This window comes from Oceanobacillus sp. AG, from assembly GCF_009746545.1.
In the GTDB taxonomy this organism is placed as follows: domain Bacteria; phylum Bacillota; class Bacilli; order Bacillales; family Amphibacillaceae; genus Oceanobacillus; species Oceanobacillus indicireducens.
In genome coordinates, this window is record NZ_WOWT01000042.1 from 1 (window position 1) to 23,365 (window position 23,365).

Genomic DNA, 23,365 nt, shown 5'->3' on the forward strand with positions numbered 1-23,365 from the left:
CAACTGGATGAACACATTCCCCCGGAAAATATTAAACTACGAGACCCCGGAGGAAAATTTTGCGCAATTTGTTGATTGTGTGGCCTAGGCCACACAATCAACAAATTGACATAAAAACCTTATATAGTGGTTTCACATAAAGTGTTGCATTTAATATTGCAATTTAGGAATAATATTTTTTCCACCATCAATATAAATGCCGCCTGCAGCATATTCTTCTCCATATGCTGGGTTTCCGAATGAAGATATTTCATACACTACATTATTTGTTACATACCCATTACGCACAAAATCGGCATTTTGATCATTTGAAATGCCTTCAAAACCAATCAGGTCAATACCAATATTATTATTTCTCCGAACAAGATTGCCTTCCACCGTAAATCCGTCTATATTGCCATTGAGCACAATCGATTCACTAGCACCAAGAATTAAATCTTCAACTGTGTTATTTACGATTACAATATCCTTCATTCCATCCGTTCCATATACAGCAATTCCATGGGCATTTCCATCATCAGCCAGTGTTTTTATATCATGTACGTGATTATTTTCCAAATGAATATGGCTGCTTGAACCAGTCACAAATATGCCGATAACCGTATGATCACTTACTTCTGTTGTCAAATCCTGTATTGTTAATCCGCTGATAGTAACATAGTTATTATCCTCAATTGTTACTAAAGGTATATCGCCTTCTAACTGCTTTAGACTCTCTCCACTAATTACTGCTTTCTCCTGATTATATGCTTTAAATACAACAGGTTTCTCCTTTGTGCCGCTATGCTGGACGATAAGCTGTTCATTATAAATGCCCTCCCGAATATATACAACCGTTCCTGCCTTCGCTTCTAGCGCTGCTTTTTTAAACGTTCGATAAGGCTTTGAGATTGTGCCGTTATTTTTGTCGTCTCCATTTATAGAAACATAAATTGTATGAGTACTGCCGCTGTTATCCATGACATGGTATAGCGCAAAACCACAACCTATTATTGCTATAGTCAAAATTAAAATAATCCATTTTTTCATCATTTCCTCCATTATAAATTGCTTTACGATATTTAAATAAGTATAAGTCTCTATCAATTGTTTGGAAAGCATTATGTCAGTTTTAAAAATTGTCAGAAGCTGAGGGGGGGAAACACGAAATGATTAACCAAGGCCCATAACCCAAACGAGCAAGCACCCTATCCCCTTTTTTAATGCCTATTTTTAAATTAGAAGTCAATATCTATTTTTAGGTAAACTTCAAAGAAAATGAATGCTGAGAACCTTTTTCAGCATTCATTTTCTGGCGAATTTACTTTTACTACTATTTCAGCTGCTATCTATGGATTTGCTCTTTAACTTCCATATTTTCACCCTCTATCAGTATTTCCTATTTCCTATTAATAGTTTGAAAATGTTCTTACCATCACTGTCATATCCATTTGGATATGTTACAGGTATTAATGCACTGATTATCAACGTGATTGTAAAACCTATATAATATCCTTTCAGAAAACTATTTGGATTGTAAGCGTTGAAGATTAGAATAACTATAATTAGTGAAATAATATTGAATAAAACTCCCCCAAATATAATGAAGAAATCCCCTATTTTATTTTTAATCTTCACAGTACTATAATCAAAGTCAACATATCCTAATATAAAAAAGTATTTATTGAAAGAGAACCCTTTTAAATTGATTAAAGGACCCCCTACACCTATTTGTATCTTATTTATCTTTCCACCTAGTAGCTTTATAAAGAATGCATGACCTAACTCATGTATAATCAAATTAAAAGGTGAATATATCAAAAGTCCTATCAGATAACCTAACACTGCTGTCATTTTATTTAGACCCCCCACTTCTACTGTATTGGTTAATGACTGACCAAAACTCTTGCTCGGTACTTCTTCAATAAATTCGGCGTCCAATTCTCTAAAAACCGCTCCAACCGTTCCAATTAACTCTAATGATCTATAGATGGTACTTGCATTTTTGTCTCCAGTTGGGTAGTTGATCAAAATATAACACTTCGGTTTTCAAACGATTAATTCCCTTTAATCCAACATACTCCGTTAAGGAATTTAGTACTCTATTGCTATTTTCATACATACCTTCCAAAATCAAATCTTTTTTTATAATATCATAACTTTCAAAAGGATAGCAGACGTTTTTCTTGTAACATGAAGGCTAGGCTATTAGCTCGCTAATAGCCTACTAGAATACGTTTTTTGCTTTTATTAAGTTATAAAAAGAAATAAATTCAACTATATTTGAATTTTATATTCAACTATTATTGAATTAAGGTATTAGTTTCTGTATAATTTATTTCAACAAGATATTTACGAGAGGTGATTATATGGAAATTTTACAGGCAACGGGTAGAAAAAGAGAAACATATGAAGTCCATTTCACTTATTCTGCTCTATGGGAATGTGCTCTTGGGATAGCCGCAGTAACGAATTCACGATTACTCAACACTTTAGAGAAACCAGCAAGTTATTGGAAAGAACTTAGAGGATCATTCTCTGAAAATCTTAACCACCATTTAGATTACGTTGAAAAAAATAATACTTGGAAAGCATTATTACAATTGCTTCACCAACATGAAAGTAATACCCTGAATGAATTCTGTACTAGTGTCAATTTATTACAAGGTACAAAGTTTAAATTTGCTTGTTTACCTTATATTGGTGAGAACTTCCAACACATAAGGGAAAAAGCTGCAACTGGAAATGAGGGTGCTATCTTAGAACTGCAACGGATAACGAGTGATAATGCATTTTTTCCTCAATATATCGAGTTCATAAGTAAAACTGACCCACAAAAACTAAAAGATCATTTAATTGAGGTTATGACACTATGGTATGAGGCTGTGCTAAGACCAGAATTAGAACGGACGACTCGAATTTTACGGACCGATTATGAATCTAAAAAGCACATGAAAGAAAAGATGTCTTCTGAAGAACTTGTCCAGTGGGCAACAGGTGGAATAAGCTACCTTCCCGAGCCCAGTGTTCATAAGGTTTTACTCATTCCACAATATGTCTATCGTCCTTGGGTTATTGAAGCAGATATTCAAGATACGAAAGTTTTCTACTACCCAGTAGCTAACGAAAGTCTTTCACCACATGATAAATATATGCCAAATAACTTTTTAGTACTAAAGCATAAGGCGTTAGGGGAAGAGATTAGACTTCGAATAGTAAAATTGTTATCGGAAACGGACTATTCGTTACAGGAACTTACGGAACAGTTGAATATAGGTAAGACTACCATTCATCATCATCTGAAAATATTACGTGCAGCTAAACTGGTTGAAATAATCGAAGGGAAATATTCCTTAAAAGCAAATGAGTTAGAATTACTCTTCAAGGAACTAGAACAGTACATCAAACAATGATGAAAGGAGAACTTATGAATTCTTCTCTATTTAAGAACCGTTCGTTTGTAGCTACATGGTTAGGAAATGGAATATCTGAACTTGGTGGAGCATTTGGTACCTTTTGTAATTCAATATTAATCTTTCAACTTACAGGATCGACTATGGCACTTGGTAGTATGTGGCTTTTGTATTATATACCATCACTGATTCTGCAACTTTTTATTGGCCCCTATATTGATCGTTGGAGTAGAAAATGGATAATGATACTCTCGCAATGGACAAGGGGGATTGTATTTATCTTACCGTTAGCTGCATTACTAGCGGGAAACCTGGAAGTTTGGCAAATTTATGCTGTTCAGTGTGTAGTTGGATTAATCACTCCATTTTATGTGCCTGCTAATCATGCAATCACGCCAACCATTGTAGAAAAAGAGGAATTACAATCAGCAAATGCATATATTGATGGAACAGTCCGTTTAATGACCTTTTTATCTCCCATAATAGCTGGAATAGTAATTGAGTATATTGGTGTTCATATTACCCTTATTTTAGTGAGTACTTTGCTAATCATGAGTGGTTTTACATTACTTTTTATCCAAGAAAATAGAAGTAATATAGAAGTGAGAAAAACATGGTTAGCCGATTTCACGGAAGGAATTTCTTTTTTCTTTTCTCAAAAAGTAATTGTTTGGTTAGGAGTTTTTTTAGCATTTGTTCAATTTGGAGTAGGAGTGACAATGGTTACAACTCTACCATACATTACGCAAGAATTAGGCGGGACATATGCTGAATATGGATATTTCATGGCTGGATTTCCTATTGGATACATAATAGGTGCTTTTTTAGTAACAAGAATTCAATATAAAAGTCGTAGATATCTTATGCTCGGTTCCCTTTTCATAGGGGGACTAACCTACGTTGCACTATGCTTTAATTATAGTATCCTATTAGCAATAACAACAGAAACTATTGCAGGTATAGTAATGGCTGTTTTTAGCATCCATAATACAACTATTATCCAAAAAGTGGTTCCAAACGCCTTGATGGGTAAGGTATTTTCAGTTCGTTTGCTAATTATCAGGGGCGTTATGCCGTTGGGAGTACTTGTTGGTGGTTTATTAAGTGAAGTGTTTGGTGTAAGACCATTGTACCTTTTGATCGGTTTATTAATTAGTATCGTTTCCTTAGCAGGAATTTGTTTACCATATTTTAAATTTATTGATGGAAAGAGTAGTCAAGAAAAAATGGTTTCTTGAGAGAGGTAGCTATTCAGGTATAAAAAGTGTTTGAGAAAAAAATAATCATAAATTATTTTTAATGAGGTGATTGCTATGGAAAGGTTAGCAGATTCCAACAAGAACGAAATCATACATCAGCTTTCTCAATTACGAAACGAGATTAATCACTGTTTAATGGATTTTTCTAAAAGTCATCATATTGATATAGCAGATGCAAGCAAACAAAACTTATGTGCATTTTTGGGTTTACAGAAACCTTTAAATCCAGTGCTTCATTCTAATTTAATAAAAGAAGGATTTTCATCTATACAGCAAATGAGTCCCCACATTTTATATTCATTGAATAAAATAATCAGCCATTTATCTTCTAATGATCAGCATTATGAAAATTATATTGATTTTAACAATGCCGTGTTCTTAAAAAAACAGCGTAACAAGAAATTATTGGGAAAATCAGAAGAAGATCCCATTTCCATTATGGTTACTTTAGATAAAACGATGCTGGAGAGGCCGGAGATTTTTAAAGAATTACTAAGGGCTGGGATGACGATTGCCCGAATAAACTTAGCCCATGACTACTCGGTATGGAAGCAGCTTGTTGAAAACATTCGAGCCGCAGAAAAAGAGCTGAATGATGTAAAGTGCAAGATTTATGTGGATCTACCTGGTCCCAAAATTCGGGTGTTCGATTTTAGAAAGATCCAGGCTCCACTCGTAATCAATACAGAAAAAAACTCCCCGATTGGCTATTTAGTAAGTAATCAAGGCATAGTTCCTTCTATTCGACACGCTTTTAAAATTGAATTAAATATTAAGGAATTTAAAGATATTACACCGGGGCAAATCATTCCTTTTACGGACGTCAAAGGAAGAAAACGACATTTCACCGTACTGGAAATGATAGATGCCAGATGCCTGAAGGTTGAATTAAACAAAACAGCTATTTTGAATGAGGAGACCACTATAAAATTGAGTCAAGATCATCATAGTAAAGTGACGAATCTACTTGAAAGGCAGCCGACCATTAAGGTTAAAAAAGGAGATATCTTAAGAATCTATAAAAGCCATGGCTATCATGGTAAACCAAAAAATAATAAACAACCAGCTTCAATTGGGATTACGATACCGGAGGCATTAAAAAATGTTAAACCGAAAGACAGGGTTTTTTTTGATGATGGAAATATATGTGCAGCTGTATTGAACGTTACAGATACCTACTTGGATATAAAGATTACACTTACCAGAAAAGAGAGGGAAATAATTAAACCTGAAAAAGGGGTAAACTTTCCAGACTCACAGGTTTATTTAAATGTTCCGGCCATTACAGAAACGGATATCAGTATTTTACCAGAGATTGCCCCCTTTGTTGACTTAGTTGGAATTTCTTTCATTCATCAGCCAAATGATATTCGAATAGTAAAGAGATATTTAGATCAATATACAGAGAGAAATATCGGTGTCATTGCGAAAATAGAAACAAAACACGCTCTTCTATCTTTATCTAAAATTATTCTGGAAGGGTTGAATTTAGATTTATTCGGTGTGATGATTGCCAGAGGAGATTTAGCAATCGAGATCGGCTATGAACAACTGGCGAATGTGCAAGAAGGAATCTTAGAGCTTTGCCGGGCTGCACATGTGCCGGTTATTTGGGCAACCAGTGTTCTTAACCACATGAATAAGAAAGGAATACCACTCAGGGCTGAGATTACAGATGCCTTTACGGGATTACGAGCCGATTGTATCATGATGAATAAAGGTCCTCATATTTCCAGTTCAATAAAATTCTTGCAGCAATTGGATGAATTGAAGGAGGATCAAATGTTGAATATTAGAAATTCCATCATACCTTTTGCTCAATATGGGTTTTAATTATCCTAAGAAACCTGTGAAAAAAGTCATTAAAATTCTATAAATGCTCTGTTTTATTGAGAAATTTGTTAGGAACCGAAAATAAGGCCCGACAACAACCTCGGGTTGGGGATGCTAACCTTATTGGATAAGGGATCGGAAAGAATTCAACACACAAATAAAAGGCTGAATCCTGCGATTGGATTCAGCACAAGATCAGTCACTTTTAAAGTATGACGGGAGACCGTACAATAAAATTTGAAATTAATCAGCCTCTCTCGTAATTGCAAGGAAGGTCTCTTTTACTATAAATAACGGTAATATTCTACACTCCCATTGGAATATCAATCAATGTAATTTCATTAGTTTGTTTTAGGGTGTTTTTTAATACTTGTTCAAATTTATTCAACTGTTGTGGCCTATCCCTTTTATTCCAAAGCTTATGGTAACTCGGAATCAATCAAAATTAATGAGATAATGAAGATAGTAAATGTATCGATTAGGTTGGCTAACGTCCTTTGACGTAAAAAATTGTCGCTTCGCTGTCGAATAAGAGATAGCAAAGTGTTTGGGAGGAATACTTATGGATTATGATGTTATCGTTGTTGGGGCAGGACTAGCGGGACTTGTTGCCACTTCCGAATTGATCGGGGCGGGCAAAAAGGTTTTATTAGTAGATCAAGAATCCGAAGCATTTCTTGGGGGACAAGCGTGGTGGTCATTCGGTGGTCTTTTTTTAGTTGATTCACCTGAGCAACGGCACCTTGGCATAAAAGACTCCTACGAGCTTGCGAGGCAAGACTGGATGGGGAGTGCCGGGTTTGATAGGGAAGATGATGAGGATCATTGGGCAAAACAATGGGCTGAGGCTTATATAGAATTTGCAGTTCACGAAAAAAGGGATTGGCTGCATTCGCTCGGTGTCCGTTTCTTTCCTGTTGTCGGGTGGGCGGAACGAGGGGGATATTTAGCGGAAGGACACGGCAATTCCGTGCCGCGTTTCCATATTGTATGGGGAACGGGTCCCGGCATTGTCCGACCGTTTGAAAAAATTGTTCGTGAGGGAATGCAAAATGGATTGGTTGACTTTCGACCACGACACCAGGTCGATGAGCTTTTGTCGAAAAATGGTGCCATAATTGGCGTGCGAGGATCAATCTTAGAACCGAGCGATGTAAAAAGGGGAGAAGCAAGTTCACGCGCCGTCATTGGAGAGTTTACATATGAAGCGCCTGCTGTCGTTGTATGCAGTGGAGGGATTGGTGCGAACTTTGATTTGGTAAAGGAGAATTGGCCGAAGCGTCTCGGAAATCCGCCGGAAAGAATGATATCGGGCGTTCCTGCGCATGTGGACGGGCGGATGCTATCAATCACCGAAAAAGCCGGTGGACGTGTCGTGAATAAAGATCGGATGTGGCACTATACGGAAGGGATTAAAAACTGGGATCCGATATGGCCCTCTCATGGCATTCGCATTCTTCCCGGCCCTTCTTCCATATGGCTTGATGCGAAAGGGAACCGTTTTCCCGCTCCGAATTTCCCTGGGTTCGATACACTTGGCACATTACAGGCAATCCAAGAAACCGGCTACGATCATTCATGGTTTATTCTAACTGCCAAAATTATCGAAAAGGAATTTGCATTATCAGGGTCTGAACAGAACCCTGATTTAACTGGGAAAAGCATTAAGAAAGTACTTTCGAGAGTAGTGCCAGGACCTCCGGCGCCTGTTCAAGCTTTTATGGATAAAGGGGAAGATTTCGTCGTTGCAGACTCATTGGAGAAGTTAGTACAAGGGATGAATGACATTACGGGAGACAGGCGATTGGACGTTGCACATATTGAACGGCAGCTGCTTGCAAGAGATCGCGAAATAGAGAATAAGTTCACGAAAGACCTTCAAATTACCGCCTTGCGAGGAGCTAGAAATTATATTGGGGATAAATTGATACGGGTGGCGAAACCGCATAAAATCCTGAATCCAAAAAATGGACCGCTTGTGGCAGTTCGGTTGAACATACTGACTAGGAAGACACTGGGCGGACTACAGACCGACCTCGAAGGACGAGTAATGAATGAACTTGGGGAACCTGAGCCTGGACTATACGCTGCTGGAGAGGTTGCCGGGTTCGGCGGTGGTGGATTGCACGGATATCGCGCATTGGAAGGGACTTTTTTAGGAGGATGTCTATTTTCAGGCAGGCAAGTCGGACGATCATTAAGCCAAAACTAAATGTAAGAAGAGCATTTTCCAAGGAAATAGGGAAATGCTCTTTTTCATAATGGTAAACCCGTTACTACTTCGGGAAAAAAGATGACCAACAAAAAGAATAAAATTGATTGCAGAAGATGTAAACATAATAATGGATCTGCAAACGTCATATACTTTAGCAGCTTAGAATTAAATTATCCATCGCAATTACTTACCAACCTTTATCTAACTTTTAAACTAATAAGTGAAAACAGTACCGGTTACAGTAAGCAACATAGCTAATACAATAGCAAAAATAATGGCGAACAGTTTATTTAAAATGAGCGGAATTCCTTTTAAAGCTACTTGAACGTAATAATTTAGGCTCGAAAATAATATCGCGATATTTAAATGTATAATCGTTAATACTTTCTTTTTCTCTAAAAACATTCATTTCATATATTCCTATAGCTACATTATGAAAAATAATCGAGTAAAAAGCTGCTAAAATGAAGTGAGGAAAGAGGACTTAAAGAACCTTATTGACAAACTAGATTATTTTAGATGAATTTCTGAATAGGCTGTCTTTTGAAATTTCCTCCTAAAGGAATAAAACGGCCACCCAAATAATAAGAACTACCATGTAAGATAAATAAAGGAGGTATGTTAGATCAGGAAGAGTATGGTTAGGCGTGCTTTTTCTCTTGCTTGGTTTAGGTTTTTTTCTAGAACAAGCTGGCATTATTGATTTGCCACAATTGTTCTCTAATTGGTGGCCATTTATTTTAATTATTATCGGAGTGGTCCAGCTGATCAATCGGAAACATTCTTCCGCAAGTTCAGGTCTTATATTCTTAATGATCGGTTTTATATTTTTAATGAATCAATGGTTCGATTTGAATCTAATAGCGTATATCTGGCCGATTATCTTCATTATTCTCGGTATTGTCATTCTCTTTACAAGGGTCAAACGAGAAAAAAGCTTCCATACGGAAAGTGATTTAGACACATTCGTGCTATTTTCCGGTGCAGAGATTAATAGTCAATCCCAAACCTTTCAAGGTGGGTCTGTGACGGCAATTATAGGCGGAGCGGAAATAGATCTCCGTGATGCGGTTATTATGGATGGAGCTTCTCTTGATTTAACGACGGTGCTAGGTGGGGTGGAAATGAAGGTTCCAGACAATGTCCAGGTTGAAATATCTGGAATGCCTATCCTTGGTGGTTGGGAGGATAGGACAAGAGTCAGAAGAGAAAAAGAGGAAGTTTCCGTATTAAAAATAAACTGCCTGACGATTCTGGGCGGGGTTGAGATTAGGAATTAAAAAACATGGGAACCATCAAAACTACGAATGAAAGTTATAAAGGTAAAGAAATAAAAGGAAGTGGCTTTTTTCAAAAGGGCTTTAATGGCCCCTTTACTGAATCAGCCACTTTTTATTTTGAAAAATAGGGTTCTATCTATTCCTACTATGTTAATTAAGGCGTAATAGGATGAGCCCTATGGTTAGTGCAGCCATTACGCATAGGGTAATAGTGTCACATGTTTTCCATCTGAGTTTACGGAATGATGATCGTTTTATGCCAGATTGATATCCTTTGACTTCCATCACATTCGCCAATTCCTCTGCCCGGTTTAACGAATTTGTAAAGAGCGGGAGAAAGATTGGAACGAGAGTCTTCATTTGTTGGACGAGCGAGCCTTCACCAAATTCAGTTCCCCGGGCTCGTTGGGCGTCCATGACTCTCTGGGTTTCATCTAGAAGGTTGGGGATAAACCGTAATGAAATAGATAACATCAGAGATATTTCATCGACTGGGATGTTGAGCTTTCGTAAAGGGCCTAGCAATGAATCAATTCCATCAGTCAAATCAATTGGTTTCGTTGTTAATGTAATCGCAGTGGAGATGAATATAATCATTACAAACCGGCAAAAGATATAGACCCCATTAATGAGGCCAAATTCTGATATTCTGATTGGACCCCATTCGACATAGATTGTTCCTCCTGCCGTAAATAACATCTGTAGCACCACAGTAAACAGGATGAGCCAGATCAAAGGGCGGACCCCTCTAAAATAAGTGTACAAATGAACCTTTGATAACCGCATGACACCTAATGTAAACAGCCAAAGCAATAGATAAGTTTGCCAATTGTTTGCGATAAATAGGACGATTATAAAGTAAAAACCACTGACAAGCTTTGCCCGCGGGTCCAGTTGGTGAAGAATTGAATCCCCGGGTACATACCTGCCTAACGTTAATTTATTCACGCGAGACCCACCTCCATCAGTGCATCAGCAAGTTCATCAACAGTAAAGCAAATATCTGGTAGTTCGATGCCCGTTCTTTCTTCAATTTCCAACTGAAATTGATACGCTTCAGGTAGATCAAGATGCCACTTTTTAATCGCTAGACGATCTGAAAAAACGGATCGCAAATCGCCATTCCTTACAATGCGTCCATTTTCCATCACAATGATCTTGTCTGCATAGTGCACAACGTCATCCATATCATGGGTTACGAGGATAGTGGTCAAATTACGCTCCTGGTGCAGTGACTTAATTAACCTCATGATCTCATTTTTTCCTTTTGGGTCCAAGCCGGCACCAGGTTCATCTAGTACGAGAATTTCTGGTTCCATTGCTAGTATTCCTGCAATGGCAACGCGGCGTTTTTGTCCACCGGATAATGAATGTGGAGATTTATTCAAGAGATGAAGGGGGAGTCCGACAAGTTGCATGACTTCTTTTGCAATCTGTTGTGCCTGTTTTAGCGGTACACCGAAGTTTAGTGGACCAAAGCAAATGTCTTTTTCAACCGTTTCAGCAAACAATTGCGCCTCTGGAAATTGAAAGACCATCCCGACTTTTTTTCGAATGTTTTTTAGAGCTTGTTTATTATTCTTTTGTTTAATGATGTCCTGGCCAACTTCAATTTTTCCTGCAGTCGGGAGCAAGAGTCCGTTGATCGTTTTCAGTAAGCTTGATTTTCCAGCACCTGTATGTCCGACAATAGCAGAATACGAACCGGACTCTATTTGTAAATCAATGGATTGCAGAACGAGCGGGTTGCGAATTGGTCCAATTACGTAATCAGCAGAGACTCCTTCCATTTTTATTTCCATAGCCAACACATCATTTCTTCCCGTGACATATAGGATTGCGGTACGTTTGCCCCGCGTTTCGCTAATGCACGTCTAAGTTTTTCACCAAGAGGTGGGGTCAACTCCTTTTCTTGGGTAAAAATTTCACTTGGTTTACCAATATTCGTAACCTGACCGTTATCTAGAACAACGACTCTATCTGCTGCCTCCACTTCGGTCATGTCATGTGTAATGGAAACGACCGTTAAATCGGTGCTCACTTTTAACTCATGGATGGTCTCCAGAAGTTCACGCCTGCTTCTTGGATCAAGCATAACAAAGGCTTCATCTAGTATTAATACGTCTGGTTTCATGGCTAAAGCACCTGCGATAGCTACACGCTGCTTCTGTCCCCCGGAGAGATGGGAAGGATCATACAGCCGATATTCAAACAAGCCAACCATTTTCAGCGCTTCATTAACTCGTTTTTTCATTTCTTTATAGTCCATATTCAAGTTTTCCAATCCAAAAGCAACATCATCTTGTACAGTGGATCCTATAAATTGATTTTCCGGATTTTGAAAAACAACCCCAATCCGGTTCCTAATTTCCCATTTCGATTTCTCAGTCATCTCCATATCGGCGATAAAAATGGACCCTTGCTGGGGTTCGAGTAGCCCGGTGAGCAATTGGGCAAGTGTTGATTTTCCAGATCCATTGTTGCCGATGATCGCCAACCATTCACCTTGATGAACAGTGAACGATACAGAGAGAAGGGCCTTCGTCTCTGTTCGGAGATCATATCGATAGGTCAAATTGTTTACTTCGATGCTCGGTGCCATATTTCATCCCTCCTTGAGCAAGCTTGCGATTTATCACGTATTAACGGTCTGTAATATCCCTCCTCTAAACATGAGGGAAACCCAATATGTGAAGGGTCGGGATAAACAGTCCGTAAATACCTGATTCTGTTCAACTAACATTCAGTGGGGAGGTAAGGATACCCCACTGAATGAGTTTCACTTTATCACGTATTAACGGTCTGTAATATCCCCCATTGAATGAAGTTTCACTTTATTAAGCCGGTATAGCAATCACAATTAACATTAAGATGGCGATAGTCCCATTTACTAAAACTAAGTTCTTTCCGGCGAGTGGGAATGTTTCCGTTTTGCTTTGTTTCTGATTAAACGCATCAACATGACTGTAAACCGGTTTAATCATTAGAAGTGAAAGCAGAAGTGCTTTTGGCAGGATGCCGAGCAATGCTGCTATAGAAATTGCGATAAATGTAACGATGTACAATATGTTAAACAGCCAGATTGCATATTTTTTACCGATGTAGAAAGGAAGCGTATAACGGTGATTGGCGATATCTTCCTCTAAATCACAAATATTATTGGCGAGCATTAAATTAGCAATGGTAAGAACGCATGGTAAGGAAACCAAGCCGATTTCTAGTAATAAGAGGATATCAAACTTTAAAAGAAAGGAACTTCCTTGCCAAGAAATATTCGCAATCCCCTTGTCAAAAGCATTGACATATACGGTGAGGAAAAGAATTCCGAAGCCCATTGTGACACCTGAGAATACTTCACCGAGTGGCATACGGGATAAAGGGATCGGACCGAAAGTATAAAAGATGCCGACTGCAAAGCATAGCATTCCGATGAATAAAACCAGTAAATCAGTTTGGGAGACAAGCCAGATCCCAAGTGCGGAGGAAATTGCAAGCATGGAGATGATAGTCGTAATCACAAGCCGCTCGGGAATAGCTGCTTGTCCAATAATATTCCTTTCTTTCCGGTAGCTATCGCTAGTTGCTTTCTGATAGTCCATGTATTGATTAATTGCCGTTGCTGTAAAATCAAAGATGAGCATGCTGCTAAAAAATAAAATTGTATTGATATAATCCAAAGTTCCATAGCGGTATAATACAAATAAAAGTCCAAGCAGGAATGGGAATAAACTGGCAATTTTTGTTTTGATTTCTACTAAATTTAAAAATGTGCGGATTGACATGGCCTATCCTCTCCATTCAACTAATTTGAATTGATCATTAGTTAGCTCAAAATTACCTTTCAAACCGGATGTCGTATATATTTCTTTATCACGACTGATGAAAATCGCTTCGAGACCACTCATATTTTCCGCAAAGGATAACCCGTCTTTTAATCCTTTAGTGAATAAAATGGTTGATAAAGCATCACCATCTGTAGAAGAATCGGTTATGACGGATACACCTGCAATATCATTATCGTATGGATAGCCGGTTTTTGGATTCAATAAGTGATGATAGGTTTGTCCATCTACTTCCAAATTCCGTTCATAAATACCGGAGGTCACAACCGTTTTATCCTTTTGTTTGATAACTCCGACGGTTTCACCTCGTGCTTGAAAAGGATCCTGAATGCCAATCGTCCATGTATCTCCCGATTGGGGACTATCTCCTAAAACATAAATGTTTCCACCAAGATCAATAACCGCTGAAGATACATCATGTTCTTTTAATGTTGTCGCAACTTGATCCGTTATAAACCCTTTCGCAATGGATCCTAAGTCTAGCCGCATCTGATCCTGCATGAGAAATACTGTTCTCCCCTGTTCATCAAGTTGAACAGATTGATAGTTGATTAGCGGTAATACTTGATCAATTTCAGATTGATCTGGTTTTCTTGCATCCGGAAAGCCGATGCGCCAAAGGTTTGTCAATGGGCCAACCGTAATATCAAATGAGCCATCTGCTAATTTGGAATAACGTTTCCCTTCCTTTATAAGGTCATAGCTCGTTTTTGGAACTTCAATTGGTGCTGACCCGGCATGTTGATTAATTTCATCGATAACAGAACCTTCCTCGTTGGAAGAAAGCTCATCGGCTAACTGCTCAATTTGGTTAAAAACCGGTTCAAGCACGTCCCCTTTGTCTTCATCGTAAATTTTGACGGTTACCACTGTCCCCATTAGAAAATCTGTCTTACTATGCGGATCTACTGTCACGCCTTCTGTTTCGGCTGACACGCCACACCCGACAAGCAGTATGAGTAAACTAATCCAAAACCATTTAAGGTGTTTCATGATTCCTCACCACTTTCCATTAAACTTGAGGAGGGAAATTAGAAGCTAAATCGTTTTTTCTAATTGTATAAGAAACTATAAATTAAAATGCTGTGATAACTTAGTATCCGGGGCCAGCCACGTCCGGCTCCAGCGCCCAGCAACTAGCAGATCTTTTGGTGGGACGAGCAGTGCGCAGTCCCAAACTTCACACTCCTCCAATCGATAAGTCAACATCAACTCACTATCGTTCGTTGTGTTTCCTTTATCTCATTCCGAAGTGCTCCAGTTTGTACGTTGCTATCCGGGCGCTTGCGCCTTTGATATTTCCCATCAAGTAACTTATATGTTCTCTTTATTCTTCCGCATAAACGATATTGTCAATTTCGATCGGGGTTGTGTCCCCTTTTTGGGCTGCATTGATTAATTGTGCAGCGTACATTTGGAAAGACTTGCTGGAAGATGTCGCACCAGAAACAACTTCTACTGCATTAGCATCTTGTGTCTCAACAAGTGCTTCGTTCAATTCAGGAATAAAATCTTGAGGGCCTGTGCCGGAAATATCCGCCATTTGTTCTTGGTACTCATCATCATCGATTTTCAACTCTCCATCTTCATTGAGATAAACAAAATCGGATTCAGTGATTTTTCCGTCCTCAACTGTAATGGTAAGCTCCGTTTTCCAGCCGGTTTGGTCAATGTTTTTCTCTGAAAGACTGTATTCACCGTCGATAAGCTCATTTGTATTTTCGATTTCGATTGGTGTTGTGTCACCAGACTGTGCTGCTTGGATCAACTGTTGAGCATAGTTGATGAATGTATGAGATGAACTTGTTGCACCAGTAACTACTTCAACTTCTGAAGCATTTTGATTGGCCACGAGAGCATCATTCAGTTCAGGGATGAAATTTTGAGGGCCTGTACCGGACTCTTCCGACATGGTTTCCTGGTATTCCTCATCCTCTGTCTTTAACTCGCCGTCTTCATTTTCATAATTAAAATCTGAAGAAGTGATTTCTCCATCTTCTACTGTCATTTCCATAACGACTTTCCAGCCAGTTTCCCCTATTTCAGTTTCATATAATGAATAGGTCCCGTCTTGTAGAGGTGCTCCTGCTACGACTTCTTTAGCTGCCGTTTCTTCTGTTTCCTCAGTAGCTGCGTCCTGATCTGTCTCATTATCTTTACTTGGTGCATCCTCCTCTCCACAAGCAGCTAATGAAAAGGTTAATGCAAGCCCTAAAACTGATACGCCTATAAAATTTTTCCACTTCATCTGAATCATCCTTTACTTATTTAATTGTGAATATAATCACACATTCACCCTTATATTAGCATGCGAATGTTGTAATGTAAACTATTTTTGTAAGGAAGAATGGTTAACTATAATCTGCATTATATTAACGTTTACAACGTACTAATGGTAAAAAATATGATAAATGACTATTGTGTGAACGCTATAGACAAGAAAAAATTATTGCGTTATATTGTGAATGGATGAACATTATATGTACTAAATATCAATTCATATTTTCTTAATTAAGGAGTGATTTCCATTGGCAGAAAAAAATATTGTGATTATCGGTGCCGGTTATGCTGGTGTTCATGCAGCTAAGAGACTTGCAAAGAAATATAAAAAGGATCCCTCTGTATCGATAACGTTAATTGATCGAGATTCGTATCACACCATGATGACTTCATTGCATGAAGTCGCGGCGCACCGGGTTGAGCCAGATGCTGTTCAATTTGACCTGCGACGGCTGTTTAACCGCACGAAGGTGAAACTTGTAACTGATGTTGTTGAACATGTTGATCATAAAAATAAAGTGATTACAACAAAACAAAGTACTTTCAATTACGATTATTTAATCTTAGGTATGGGTGCAGAGCCGAACGACTTCGGTACGCCTGGAGTAAGTGAGCATGGGTTTACACTTTGGTCCGTTGAGGATGCCGTCAAACTACGTCAGCACATTGAAAAGTCGGTAGCCCGGGCCTCCAGGGAACACGATCTGGAAGTACGCCGCGCTCTATTGACCTTTACTGTCTGTGGTTCCGGCTTCACTGGTGTTGAAATGATTGGGGAACTAATGGAATGGAGAAAACGGTTGGCAAAAGATAATAAACTCGATGAATCAGAGATCACATTAAACCTCGTCGAAGCGGCTCCTACGATTTTGAATATGTTGGACCGAAAAAGCGCTGAGAAGGCGGAGCGCTATATGAAGAAAAAAGGGATCAATATATTAGTGAATTCCCCTATCGTTGAAGTGAAAGCTGAAGAGATCGTTTTAAAATCAGGCGAAATCATTCCAACTCATACATTGATTTGGACGGCAGGAATAAAGGCGAATTCGGATGCGGAAAATTACAATATGGAAAGCGCTAGAGCTGGACGCTTAAAAGTAAATGAATATATGGAAGCGGAAGGACTAGATGATGTCTATGTCGTTGGGGATTTAGCTTACTATGAGGAAGAAGAAGGCACACCGACACCACAAATTGTCGAGGCAGCGGAACTAACTGCGGAGACCGCAGCCCATGCAGTCATCAGTGAAATCAGCGGTGGAGAGAAAAAAGCTTATAAAGGAAAGTACCATGGTTTTATGGTGTCCATCGGCACCAGATATGGTGTCGCCAACTTAATGGGGATGCGCGTCAGCGGTTGGTTGGCGAACTTTATTAAGTACATGGTGGACCTCGTATATCTATTTGGCATCGGTAGTGGATACTATATGTTCCACTATATATTCGATGAGTTTTTCCACTCAAAAGACAAACGAAATGTATTCCGGAATCTTGTCAATCGGTATGGAAACGTGTTATGGAGCATACCGCTACGTATCTTTGTTGGGGGATTCTGGATTGTAGAGGGCGCTACAAAATTATGGGGTGAAGGTACTTGGGAAAAAGCGACATCCAGCTGGTCAAATGTACCATTGCTGTTCAAAGGACTCGGTGAAGATTCATGGATTGTTTCCGACTCCGTGAAAATGCCGTTTGAATGGCTGCAAACCGCAACATCAGGAGCGACTGAAGCAACGGCCGCTGCCAGTGAAGCTGCTTCCGGGGACTGGGCAACACCAATCTTAAGTAGTATGCCTAGTTGGTTCGAATGGATCATGAAAATCATGCTGCCAACGCCAGAGATGGCTATCTTTATGCAAAAAATGATGGTGTTTATTGAACTAGCAATGGGATTGGCGATTCTATTTGGTCTATTTACATGGCTTGCAAACTTAGCAAGTTCCGGTTTCTTAGTCATGTTCACTCTAACTGCCATGCTCGGTTGGGATAAGGTTTGGGCCCTTCCTGCATCGATTGCTCTAATGAATGGTTCTGGCAGAACGTTTGGTCTGGACTACTGGGTTGTGCCGTTTTTACAAGAGAAAGTCGGTAACTGGTGGTACGGAAAAGAACGGGGCATCTATAGGGATCATCAAGAATAAAACTGTAAAGTAAATTTTAATCATGCCTGTAAAAGGGGAGAGATGGAATTGAAAGAGCTATACCGGACGGTTAAACGTTGGGATATTATTATCGTGATTGCACTTGTTATCTTATCTTTTCTTCCCTTCGTTATTTTTACTTTCATACAGACAAAATATGCCGATGGGGAATCTGTAAGCGTGGCGGTTATTTCTGTAGATAATGAAGAAGTGCAACGAGTCACGCTTACAGGCAATGAAGGTGTTGAAGTCTTTGATATTCTCTCTTCTGACTCGAATTACAATATAGTTGAAGTCATTGATGAAGAAATAAGGGTTAAATCAGCGAATTGCCCAGATCAGATTGATGTCCATCAAGGTTTCATCAGCAAACCAGGTGAAACAATTGTTTGTCTACCTCATCGGATGATTATTGAAATTCAAACGATGAGTGACGAACCGGTGAGCGATATCATTATCAGTTCGTGAGGAAATATTTTAAAAGTAAAGGGGGGAAGGGAATGACACGAAATGAGCGTCTCGTCTATATTTCATTATTAGCTGCACAAGCCGTCATTATCGGAATTGTGGAGCGGGCAATCCCTTTTCCTTTTGCTTTTGCACCAGGGGCAAAACTCGGACTTGCCAATATTATTACAATTATGGCGCTTTATACCCTTCCTGTAAAAGATGCTGCAAAAGTAGTCGGTATCCGTGTTGTATTAACAACTTTACTTGGTGGCACCATTTCTACGTTTATGTATAGCTTAGCTGGAGCCATCATCAGCTTTATCGGGATGTGGCTTGTAAAAAAACTTGGACCGATGCGTGTTAGCTTAATCGGCGTGAGTGCAGCAGGAGCAATTTTACATAACGTTGGCCAATTGGTTGTAGCAAGTTTCATCGCCCAAACATGGACGGTGCTGCTATATTTACCGGTGTTGTCTTTCATTGGAATTTTAGCGGGAATCGCAATCGGAATCATCGCGAATTATTTATTACAGCATGTAGAAAAGCTTGATTATTATATGTATTTGCAAAAAGTGGAGACGACGAAAAAAGAAAAAACGATAAAGGATAAAGTTTTACAGCAATCATCTATTCTCTATCAGAGTCAAGAGGAGGTATAAATAATGAAAGTACATGCGATGTGGGATAGTTATCCAGAGTTGAAACAAGATTTAGCCGATGTGCTTTCTTTAATAGATTCACGGATTCATGTTCGTAATAAAGCTGTAGAAGAGAGAATCAAAGAAATGGTTTATTCAGGCGGAAAGTTGCTCCGTCCCGCCTTCACATTATTATGCTCGAATATTGGTCCATCCTATAAAAAAGAGGATGCCATCGCAGTTTCAGCAGCAATCGAATGTTTACATCTTGCAACACTTATTCATGATGATGTCATTGATGAAGCCAGTCATCGTCGGGGTGTTCAGACTATACATGCCGATGAAGGAAATAAAATTGCCATTTATGCTGGTGATTATTTGTTCAGTGTTTGTTTTACAATTTTAGCTAATCATGCAACATCCCTTGCCGATCTAGAATTCAACGCTCGTGGAATGGAAAAAATTTTAAGTGGAGAGCTCGAACAATTAAATTCCCGTTATCAATTTAACGTATCGGTTAAAGACTATTTAACTAGAATTGCCGGGAAAACAGCTCAACTATTTGCAATCAGTTGCTACTCGGGAGCGGTATTGAGTCAGTCTTCGCGCAGAGTGGCCATGATTTCCAGGAATATAGGCCATAATATTGGTATGGCGTTTCAAATTAAGGACGATATTCTTGATTATCGGTCTGATTTTTCAGCACTCGGTAAACCAGTAATGTCAGACATTCGCCAAGGCATATATAATTTACCACTCATTTATGTTCTTCAGAATAAGCCTTCCGTATTTCATGACCTTCTAGCAAAAGGTGAGGCCATGACTGATCATGATCTCGAGGAAGTAATGAACTTAGTTGATCACTATCACGGCTTGGAAAAAGCAGAGCAACTCGCTGAAAAATATACAGATAAAGCGATTAAACAGTTAAAAAAGCTTCCTAATGGTGAATATAAGTCGATTATTCAAGAAGTGATGGCGACTTTGCTTGTGCGAAGTATGTAAGTAATGCTTGGTTAAGTATGGTTCTCAAGTTTTGCATCTTGTATAAGAAACTATTAAATAAAAATGCTGTGATAACACAGGTATCGAGGGCTAGCCACGTCCGCGCTGCGCCTTTGTTCTGCAAAGCAACTTGTAATATGCCCTCATGCCCGGAAGTGATTGCTTTTTCAAGTTATCGAAGCCCCCCATTTCCGGGTACTCCTTATTAACTCAACTTTCGCACCCTGAAAATATTAAGCAAATCATCCTAATTAAGCGCCCCTAGCCTTTAAGGGAAAATAAACCTCAGTTGTTTTCCCGTTAAAGTAAGATGAATATACTGATGGGAGAATAAACCCCGGTTGTTTTCCCATTAAAGTAAGAAGAACATGCTGATGGGAAAATAACCCCCAGTTGTTTTCCCATTAAAGTAAGATGAATATGCTAAAGGGAGATTAAACCCCCAGTTGTTTTCTTTTCACAAATCAGCCAAAATAGAAGATACAGTGGAAATGTTCGAAAAGGGGATCAAGCCAATGGAAATGACGCTTACCTTTATCATTTTGTTTGTGACTATAATACTTTTTATGGGGAGCCGCTTACGGGCAGACCTTGTGGCGATATTAGCACTGATGGCATTAGTCATTACGGGAATTCTCGAACCTGCGGAAGCTTTAGCAGGCTTTGCAAATACGGTAGTCATTATGATTGCTGGTTTATTTGTAGTTGGTGCAGGATTATTACGGACAGGTCTTGCCCAGCAGGCAGGTAATCTATTGCTCCGTTTTGCGGGAGAAAGTGAAACGAAGCTCTTTTTTCTGTTGATGATTATTGTCAGTTTTGTCGGGGCCTTTATGAGTAATACCGGAACCGTTGCGCTTATGCTGCCGGTTGTGATTAGTATCGCTATTAGTATAAAAAGCAGTCCATCAAAGTATTTGATTCCTTTATCTTATGTCGGGAGTCTAACTGGACTTCTGACGTTGATCGCTTCCCCAGCGAATATCATAGTAAGCGAGACTTTAAGTGAAGCAGGTTACCAGGCCTTAAACTTTTTCCAAATTACACCGATTGGCATCACGGCACTCATTGTCGGTATTCTCTATTTATATTTTACAAGAAATCGCCTTCTGCCAGATATAAAAAGTAAAGGAACGAGTGATAAAGCACACCAGCTTTCTCCTAGCCAATTGACGGATGATTATAATTTAGAAGAGAGTCTGTACAGTGTAAAGGTATCTGCTGGGTCTAGCATGATCGGGAAAGCCCTGGCACAATTGAAACTTCCAGCAGTTTATCAAATTTTTATTCTTAAAATTGCCAGAAGATCGAATGAAGATTATCGAATTTTCCCGAGTTCCTACCAGCAGATGGCGGGACCAACAGTTACAATTATGGAAAATGATACGCTTTTACTGAAAGGTTCAAGCACGATGGTCGAAAAGCTATGTGAAGATTATTCATTGGAGCTTCAGAAAAACGGGAATGAGGCAGTTGATTTGCTTTCTAAGGAGCTTGGCTTAGTTGAGGTACTATTGACACCGCATTCCTCGTTTATTAATAAAACGATTAAAAAAATCGACTTTAGAGAAAAGTACAATTTAAATGTAGTAGGCATTAATCGCAAAGGGGATTATGTTCTGCAGAAGATGTCTTCCCAGCGCTTGAAATTTGGAGATGCTTTGCTCGTTCAAGGGGCATGGGATGATATTGAACTCTTAGCAAAGGAAACAAAAGATGTCGTTGTTATCGGTCAGCCGAGGGAGTATGCAGGAAAAGCATCGGCTACTGGCAAAGCTCCAATTGCCGGCTTGATTATGTTTTTCATGGTTCTGTTAATGGTATTTGAAGTCTTTGCACCTGTCATTTCCGTGTTAATCGGTGCCGTGCTTATGGTGCTTACAGGGTGCCTGCGGAATATGGATGATGCTTATAGTGAAATGAATTGGGAGAGCATCATTTTGATTGCAGCAATGATTCCAATGGCTACTGCCTTAGAGAAGACAGGCGGCATGGTTCTCCTATCGGAAGCAATTATTGATTCGCTTGGTAGATTTGGTGCGCTCGGAATACTTGCCGGACTATATTTTTTGACAATGACCTTTGGTTTGTTCATCAGTAATACAGCTACAGCCGTGCTATTTGCACCAATTGCCATGAACGCAGCGTTAGCAATTGATGCAAATCCATATACATTCATGGTTGCGATTGCGGTTGCAGCCAATATGGCATTTTCAACACCGGTTTCCTCACCGACAAATGCCATGGTGATGACGGCAGGAGGCTATAAGTTCTTTGACTTTATCAAAATTGGTGTCCCATTACAGTTGATTTTATTTCTAATTATGATGATTGTCATTCCGTTATTTGTGCCACTATAGGAGAATTCAAGAAGCGCAGTCTAGTTAATTGAGTTTTAGCTGGTAACAAAATGCACATTTTTCAAATCCATATATCTCATAAAAACGATGCGCTTTATTAATTTTTCAGGAGGTTGTTTATGAAAAATAAACTCTTAAAAGGACAATGTTTTATGCGATAACATTTAGTTTAGGCGGAATAAGTGCCTTAATTTTACTATCTTTTTTCTGGTGGATCAAAGTTATTTATCGTGGAATAAGGTCTTAACTGTTATTGTTATTGCCATAGTTGGCTCATTCATAGGAACTATATTCAGAAAGAATAAATAGTTCTAATTAATCTTTTTTGTAGAATGTCGTAAAAATTGGGAAATATGGTTAGGTTTGGTTATATGTTAGGGTGTAGTGAATAAAACATTAAATTCTTATTTAGAGAGGAGAATGACAATTAGGAAGATAAGAAAATATGTGAATGAATTTCATAATTCTTACCGCTTGTCTCCCATCGGTTTTGAGAGATGAAAAAAGAAGCACCTCCCCAAATCTTGTATAATGGTAATATCCACAAAACCATAAAAAGACTGAAGGAGTGCTTCTTATGACCATTATACGACAACCAAGCCTATTTGGCATCCAAGAATTATACAACATGGAACCTACCCAAAAGTACGAAGCGATTATTTCTACGATA

The 23,365-nt window shown here is 38.9% G+C and carries 20 protein-coding genes; 11 read left to right on the top strand and 9 right to left on the bottom strand.

The genetic code is table 11. From position 1 onward, the window contains the following. Nucleotides 1-150 precede the first annotated feature (150 nt). Together GN217_RS17185 and GN217_RS17190 are read right to left on the bottom strand one after the other, a co-directional pair. Complete coding sequence (locus tag GN217_RS17185; RefSeq protein ID WP_156857905.1) at nt 151-1,029, bottom strand: DUF1565 domain-containing protein; 879 nt, start codon at nt 1,027-1,029, stop codon at nt 151-153. 339 nt (nt 1,030-1,368) lie between these two features. Continuing rightward, on the bottom strand, nt 1,369-2,010 hold the full coding sequence (locus GN217_RS17190; protein ID WP_156857888.1) for a site-2 protease family protein: 642 nt from the start codon (nt 2,008-2,010) through the stop codon (nt 1,369-1,371). Nucleotides 2,011-2,348: 338 nt separating this feature from the next. Here GN217_RS17190 and GN217_RS17195 point away from each other — a divergent pair, with 338 nt between their 5' ends. From GN217_RS17195 to GN217_RS17210, 4 genes are all read left to right on the top strand, one after another. Continuing rightward, nucleotides 2,349-3,392: an ArsR/SmtB family transcription factor gene (locus GN217_RS17195; RefSeq protein WP_156857889.1), complete on the top strand. Its 1,044-nt coding sequence runs from the start codon at nt 2,349-2,351 to the stop codon at nt 3,390-3,392. Nucleotides 3,393-3,406: 14 nt separating this feature from the next. Then, on the top strand, nt 3,407-4,630 hold the full coding sequence (locus GN217_RS17200; protein ID WP_156857906.1) for an MFS transporter: 1,224 nt from the start codon (nt 3,407-3,409) through the stop codon (nt 4,628-4,630). 75 nt (nt 4,631-4,705) lie between these two features. Continuing rightward, nucleotides 4,706-6,484, top strand: a complete 1,779-nt coding sequence (locus GN217_RS17205; protein ID WP_156857890.1) for a pyruvate kinase — start codon at nt 4,706-4,708, stop codon at nt 6,482-6,484. Nucleotides 6,485-7,046: 562 nt separating this feature from the next. Then, on the top strand, nt 7,047-8,696 hold the full coding sequence (locus GN217_RS17210) for an FAD-binding dehydrogenase (protein WP_156857891.1): 1,650 nt from the start codon (nt 7,047-7,049) through the stop codon (nt 8,694-8,696). A gap of 216 nt (nt 8,697-8,912) precedes the next feature. Here GN217_RS17210 and GN217_RS17215 read toward each other — a convergent pair whose 3' ends face one another. Further along, nucleotides 8,913-9,104: a hypothetical protein gene (locus GN217_RS17215; protein ID WP_156857892.1), complete on the bottom strand. Its 192-nt coding sequence runs from the start codon at nt 9,102-9,104 to the stop codon at nt 8,913-8,915. A 242-nt stretch (nt 9,105-9,346) separates the two neighbouring features. Between GN217_RS17215 and GN217_RS17220 the strand changes: the two genes are divergently transcribed. Further along, nucleotides 9,347-9,979 carry a LiaF transmembrane domain-containing protein gene (locus tag GN217_RS17220; RefSeq protein WP_198042713.1) on the top strand — a complete coding sequence of 211 codons (633 nt, stop codon included), beginning with the start codon at nt 9,347-9,349 and terminating at the stop codon, nt 9,977-9,979. A 5-nt stretch (nt 9,980-9,984) separates the two neighbouring features. Further along, nucleotides 9,985-10,107: a hypothetical protein gene (locus GN217_RS19290; RefSeq protein ID WP_255454418.1), complete on the top strand. Its 123-nt coding sequence runs from the start codon at nt 9,985-9,987 to the stop codon at nt 10,105-10,107. 22 nt (nt 10,108-10,129) lie between these two features. On the opposite strand, the gene GN217_RS17225 is transcribed toward GN217_RS19290, so the two are convergent. From GN217_RS17225 to pplA, 6 genes are all read right to left on the bottom strand, one after another. Beyond that, nucleotides 10,130-10,927, bottom strand: coding sequence for an energy-coupling factor transporter transmembrane component T family protein (locus GN217_RS17225; RefSeq protein ID WP_156857894.1), 798 nt, complete (start codon nt 10,925-10,927; stop codon nt 10,130-10,132). Beyond that, a complete protein-coding gene (locus GN217_RS17230) occupies nt 10,924-11,781 on the bottom strand; it encodes an energy-coupling factor transporter ATPase (RefSeq protein WP_156857895.1) in 858 nt (285 codons plus the stop codon). Before GN217_RS17230 ends, GN217_RS17225 begins: the two co-directional genes overlap by 4 nt. Next, entirely contained in the window at nt 11,772-12,581 is an 810-nt protein-coding gene (locus GN217_RS17235) for an energy-coupling factor transporter ATPase (RefSeq protein WP_156857896.1), read from the bottom strand. Before GN217_RS17235 ends, GN217_RS17230 begins: the two co-directional genes overlap by 10 nt. 235 nt (nt 12,582-12,816) lie before the next feature. Continuing rightward, nucleotides 12,817-13,761: a 1,4-dihydroxy-2-naphthoate polyprenyltransferase gene (gene menA, locus GN217_RS17240; RefSeq protein ID WP_156857897.1), complete on the bottom strand. Its 945-nt coding sequence runs from the start codon at nt 13,759-13,761 to the stop codon at nt 12,817-12,819. Between the two features lie 3 nt (nt 13,762-13,764). After that, the gene (locus tag GN217_RS17245; protein WP_156857898.1) at nt 13,765-14,814 is read right to left on the bottom strand and encodes an FAD:protein FMN transferase; all 1,050 of its coding nucleotides are present in this window, start codon (nt 14,812-14,814) and stop codon (nt 13,765-13,767) included. Between the two features lie 334 nt (nt 14,815-15,148). Then, the gene (gene pplA, locus GN217_RS17250) at nt 15,149-16,069 is read right to left on the bottom strand and encodes an extracellular electron transfer flavoprotein PplA (RefSeq protein ID WP_156857899.1); all 921 of its coding nucleotides are present in this window, start codon (nt 16,067-16,069) and stop codon (nt 15,149-15,151) included. A gap of 280 nt (nt 16,070-16,349) precedes the next feature. On the opposite strand from pplA, the gene GN217_RS17255 reads away from it, so the two are divergent. From GN217_RS17255 to GN217_RS17275, 5 genes are all read left to right on the top strand, one after another. After that, nucleotides 16,350-18,242: an FAD-dependent oxidoreductase gene (locus tag GN217_RS17255; protein WP_156857900.1), complete on the top strand. Its 1,893-nt coding sequence runs from the start codon at nt 16,350-16,352 to the stop codon at nt 18,240-18,242. A 42-nt stretch (nt 18,243-18,284) separates the two neighbouring features. Then, on the top strand, nt 18,285-18,710 hold the full coding sequence (locus GN217_RS17260; protein WP_156857901.1) for a NusG domain II-containing protein: 426 nt from the start codon (nt 18,285-18,287) through the stop codon (nt 18,708-18,710). Between the two features lie 32 nt (nt 18,711-18,742). Continuing rightward, the gene (locus tag GN217_RS17265; protein WP_156857902.1) at nt 18,743-19,351 is read left to right on the top strand and encodes a Gx transporter family protein; all 609 of its coding nucleotides are present in this window, start codon (nt 18,743-18,745) and stop codon (nt 19,349-19,351) included. Between the two features lie 3 nt (nt 19,352-19,354). Beyond that, entirely contained in the window at nt 19,355-20,335 is a 981-nt protein-coding gene (locus GN217_RS17270) for a polyprenyl synthetase family protein (RefSeq protein WP_156857903.1), read from the top strand. Nucleotides 20,336-20,850: 515 nt separating this feature from the next. Then, the gene (locus GN217_RS17275; RefSeq protein WP_156857904.1) at nt 20,851-22,695 is read left to right on the top strand and encodes an SLC13 family permease; all 1,845 of its coding nucleotides are present in this window, start codon (nt 20,851-20,853) and stop codon (nt 22,693-22,695) included. Nucleotides 22,696-23,365 lie beyond the last annotated feature (670 nt).

Excerpts from the sequence above, each read along its gene's own strand:
- GN217_RS17185 (WP_156857905.1), bottom strand. The coding sequence starts at position 1,029 with ATGAAAAAATGGATTATTTTAATTTTGACTATAGCAATAATAGGTTGT.
- GN217_RS17195 (WP_156857889.1), top strand. The coding sequence starts at position 2,349 with ATGGAAATTTTACAGGCAACGGGTAGAAAAAGAGAAACATATGAAGTC.
- GN217_RS17200 (WP_156857906.1), top strand. The coding sequence starts at position 3,407 with ATGAATTCTTCTCTATTTAAGAACCGTTCGTTTGTAGCTACATGGTTA.
- GN217_RS17205 (WP_156857890.1), top strand. The coding sequence starts at position 4,706 with ATGGAAAGGTTAGCAGATTCCAACAAGAACGAAATCATACATCAGCTT.
- GN217_RS17210 (WP_156857891.1), top strand. The coding sequence starts at position 7,047 with ATGGATTATGATGTTATCGTTGTTGGGGCAGGACTAGCGGGACTTGTT.
- GN217_RS17215 (WP_156857892.1), bottom strand. The coding sequence starts at position 9,104 with ATGTTTTTAGAGAAAAAGAAAGTATTAACGATTATACATTTAAATATC.
- GN217_RS19290 (WP_255454418.1), top strand. The coding sequence starts at position 9,985 with ATGGGAACCATCAAAACTACGAATGAAAGTTATAAAGGTAAAGAAATA.
- GN217_RS17230 (WP_156857895.1), bottom strand. The coding sequence starts at position 11,781 with ATGGAAATAAAAATGGAAGGAGTCTCTGCTGATTACGTAATTGGACCA.
- GN217_RS17235 (WP_156857896.1), bottom strand. The coding sequence starts at position 12,581 with ATGGCACCGAGCATCGAAGTAAACAATTTGACCTATCGATATGATCTC.
- menA (WP_156857897.1), bottom strand. The coding sequence starts at position 13,761 with ATGTCAATCCGCACATTTTTAAATTTAGTAGAAATCAAAACAAAAATT.
- GN217_RS17245 (WP_156857898.1), bottom strand. The coding sequence starts at position 14,814 with ATGAAACACCTTAAATGGTTTTGGATTAGTTTACTCATACTGCTTGTC.
- pplA (WP_156857899.1), bottom strand. The coding sequence starts at position 16,069 with ATGAAGTGGAAAAATTTTATAGGCGTATCAGTTTTAGGGCTTGCATTA.
- GN217_RS17260 (WP_156857901.1), top strand. The coding sequence starts at position 18,285 with ATGGAATTGAAAGAGCTATACCGGACGGTTAAACGTTGGGATATTATT.
- GN217_RS17265 (WP_156857902.1), top strand. The coding sequence starts at position 18,743 with ATGACACGAAATGAGCGTCTCGTCTATATTTCATTATTAGCTGCACAA.
- GN217_RS17270 (WP_156857903.1), top strand. The coding sequence starts at position 19,355 with ATGAAAGTACATGCGATGTGGGATAGTTATCCAGAGTTGAAACAAGAT.
- GN217_RS17275 (WP_156857904.1), top strand. The coding sequence starts at position 20,851 with ATGGAAATGACGCTTACCTTTATCATTTTGTTTGTGACTATAATACTT.